Annotated in this window: 5 protein-coding genes and 1 pseudogene; all 6 read right to left on the bottom strand. The window is 65.0% G+C overall.

Translation table 11 applies throughout. The annotated features are described in order from the left end of the window. Positions 1–182, bottom strand: a pseudogene (locus EN745_RS33525) (YkgJ family cysteine cluster protein); the annotation flags it as partial. 62 nt (positions 183–244) lie between these two features. Beyond that, on the bottom strand, positions 245–403 hold the full coding sequence (locus EN745_RS36440; protein WP_189363244.1) for a hypothetical protein: 159 nt from the start codon (positions 401–403) through the stop codon (positions 245–247). 1 nt (position 404) lies between these two features. Continuing rightward, on the bottom strand, positions 405–812 hold the full coding sequence (locus tag EN745_RS33520; RefSeq protein ID WP_126055147.1) for a hypothetical protein: 408 nt from the start codon (positions 810–812) through the stop codon (positions 405–407). Beyond that, positions 812–1,066 carry a hypothetical protein gene (locus EN745_RS33515; RefSeq protein WP_127423222.1) on the bottom strand — a complete coding sequence of 85 codons (255 nt, stop codon included), beginning with the start codon at positions 1,064–1,066 and terminating at the stop codon, positions 812–814. Before EN745_RS33515 ends, EN745_RS33520 begins: the two co-directional genes overlap by 1 nt. A 293-nt stretch (positions 1,067–1,359) precedes the next feature. Next, positions 1,360–2,139: an SRPBCC domain-containing protein gene (locus EN745_RS33510; RefSeq protein WP_127423221.1), complete on the bottom strand. Its 780-nt coding sequence runs from the start codon at positions 2,137–2,139 to the stop codon at positions 1,360–1,362. Continuing rightward, a complete protein-coding gene (locus tag EN745_RS33505) occupies positions 2,139–2,459 on the bottom strand; it encodes a metalloregulator ArsR/SmtB family transcription factor (protein ID WP_127423220.1) in 321 nt (106 codons plus the stop codon). The genes EN745_RS33510 and EN745_RS33505 overlap by 1 nt, the downstream gene beginning before the upstream one ends. Positions 2,460–2,525 lie beyond the last annotated feature (66 nt).

Here is a 2,525-nt window from a genome sequence, read left to right as displayed (position 1 = left end):
GAACAGCGCACGCCGTCGCAACGCATGCCGGACAGGTCGGCCGACACGAATTTCTCGGGAATGCGGTCCAGCTGTTCCTCCTCCTCGGTGGAGAAGCGCGGCCATTCGGCCGAATAGGAACAGCAGGCGCCGCAGCTCTGGCAATCGAAAAGCATGCCGTCGACGGCGAGCGGCCAGGCCAGACCGGCGGCCGCGCCGGAGGGCAGGCTCAGGTCTCCACGATCCGCGTCACCCGGCAAGGCCGCTATTTCTTCCCTTTGGTCTTGCGGGGCGGTGTTTGCGCCGTCGCGTCGAACAAATCGGTTGCGCTCGGCTTGTCGACCTTCGGCGCGGCAGCCGGCTTGGCCGGCTTTGCGGCGGCGGGTGACGCCGGCTGGTGCTTGGCGGAGAATTTTATGGCCATGTCAGTCCTCGTCAGCAAAACGCGATGACGGCGCCCGCGGATTGCGCAGGCGGCCGATGAGCGCCGAAACCGCCGTGATGTTCATTTCCTCCGGCGACCAGTTCCTGGCTTCCACGAGGTGATGCGGCGCCAGTTCGCGATGCGTGCTGCCGCTATAGGCGGCGTCCGGATGTGTCACGCGCTCATGGGTTTTGCCGTCCTCGCGCACATATTCGATCAGATAGTTGGGGCATTCGGCGCGGCTGCGCACACCGACCCGCACCTGGGCATCGCCATGGGCGCGCTTGCAGCGTTCCAGTTTTTCCAGCACGCGCCGGACATATTCGACCGGCTTGTCCAGGACATCGACCATATCGGCAATCGTCGAATCGGCGGCGATCGGCGTTGGCGGGACGCGCTTGGTGGCCATCAGCGTTTGCCCGTGCGTTTCGGCAAAGCGGCAAGGGCGGCGGCGGCCACCCTGTGCTCGGCTTCCTTTTCCAGCCGTAGCTCGCGCAGCCGCGCGGTCTTGGCCTCGCGGGCCTGACTGGCGGCATCCTGCTCGGAAACGATGCGACCGAGCGACATCGACTGGGTCCTGGCCCGGCTGAAAAGCGATTCAGCCTGGTCGCCCCGGGTCTTCGAAGTGAGGGACAAAATCTTCTCCTGGTCCGGCGCATCCATAGGCCGGCGCGACGGTGCTTTAGCACATCCCAATCGGCCTGCGACGCACAATTCAGTCCCCAAACGCAAAAAAGGGCGTAAGCATTGCCCTCTTCGTCGTGGCGGTCCATGCTGGCGCACCGTCAGGGTTGAATTGCGACCCAAAAAAAATTGCAAAATGCGGGAACCATCTTGGCATCCGCGCATTTTGGTACGGTCAGCAATTCATGAAAGCAATTTCAGGAAAAGGCTGGCACAAAGGACGCCTCCCGCGCGATAAAAGGTGCGAGGGGCGTTCTTTTTTGTCTGGCGCCTCACATGATCACGCTCATCATCGGCAGGACCTCGTAGCGGAAGCCGCGCCCCGAAAGCACGACCGGGTCGGCGTCAGTCACTGCTCGTGCCTCGGCCTCGCCGCCGACGCGCAGGATGCAGAGGCCCCAGGGCCCGGCCGGGTCGGCGACCGGACCGGCGATCAGCATCGTGCCCTGACGAAGCTGATCGCGCAGGTATTCAGCATGGCGACCCATCAGCGCCCTCTCCTCCTCGGTCAAGGTGAAGGCGAAATCCGGGCGCGGCGGGATCAGCCGGCAATGGAACACGCCGGGCGCCTTGACCCCGGCCTCGCCGGCGAGGAAAGCGCCGAGCCAGCCGAGCACACGCTCCCAGCCCTGGCCGTGATCGCGGCAGGAGTCGTGACGCGGGCCAAAACCTTCGTGGCGCAGGGTCAGCCGGGTCCCGGTCTCGATCGCCTCCAGCGTGTAGGTGACGGTCGTCACGTTGTCGCCGTCCCATGGCGCCTTCCAGGTCATCACAAGGCGGTGCGGCGGCTCGACCTCGAGATATTCGCCCTGGACGTGGAAATCACGGCCGTCGGCGCCCTTGCCCTCGGAGCGCCAGGCGCCGCCCGGCCGAACGTCGGCAGTGTGCTTTGTGGTGCGGTACATGTTGTCGGCACCCCACCAGAGCGGGATCTGGTCCGCGGCGGTGATCGCGCGGAACACCCGCTCCGGTGGCACGGCGATCGTCACCGTCGCCAGGATGGTGCCCGCCGAAACGTCGGCTATTGCGCGTGGTCTGTCATTGCCCGCCATCACTCGTTCTCCAGATAGGATTTCAGGTTGCCGAGGCTCGCCTGCCAGAAGTCGCGATAAGGCATGATCCAATCGGCGACGTCCTTCAGTTCCGCCGGCTCCAGCCTATAGAGCCGCTCGCGGCCGCGCTTCTGCTCGGAGACGACGTTGAGCTCGCGCAGGATGCGCAGATGCTTGGAGATCGCCGGCCGGCTCTGCGAGAAGGCAGAGGCCAGTTCGTTGACGGGCGCCGGCCCCTGCCGCAAACGGTCGAGGATGGCGCGACGCGTCGGATCGGCGATGGCGCGGAAAACGGAGCGGTCGGGATCAGCCTGCGGCATGATACGTATCCATTTGGTTACGTATTATGCCGGACCGGCGCTGCGGTCAATTCTCTTGAAGAGATA

It is taken from the genome of Mesorhizobium sp. M4A.F.Ca.ET.022.05.2.1 (assembly GCF_003998845.1).
In the GTDB taxonomy this organism is placed as follows: domain Bacteria; phylum Pseudomonadota; class Alphaproteobacteria; order Rhizobiales; family Rhizobiaceae; genus Mesorhizobium.
Note: the sequence above shows the minus strand (reverse complement) of the source record. Positions and strands in the feature narration are given on the sequence as shown.

Bases quoted from the DNA above. Each gene is read 5' to 3' on its own strand.
- EN745_RS36440 (WP_189363244.1), bottom strand. From the start codon at position 403: ATGGCCATAAAATTCTCCGCCAAGCACCAGCCGGCGTCACCCGCCGCC.
- EN745_RS33520 (WP_126055147.1), bottom strand. From the start codon at position 812: ATGGCCACCAAGCGCGTCCCGCCAACGCCGATCGCCGCCGATTCGACG.
- EN745_RS33515 (WP_127423222.1), bottom strand. From the start codon at position 1,066: ATGGATGCGCCGGACCAGGAGAAGATTTTGTCCCTCACTTCGAAGACC.
- EN745_RS33510 (WP_127423221.1), bottom strand. From the start codon at position 2,139: ATGGCGGGCAATGACAGACCACGCGCAATAGCCGACGTTTCGGCGGGC.
- EN745_RS33505 (WP_127423220.1), bottom strand. From the start codon at position 2,459: ATGCCGCAGGCTGATCCCGACCGCTCCGTTTTCCGCGCCATCGCCGAT.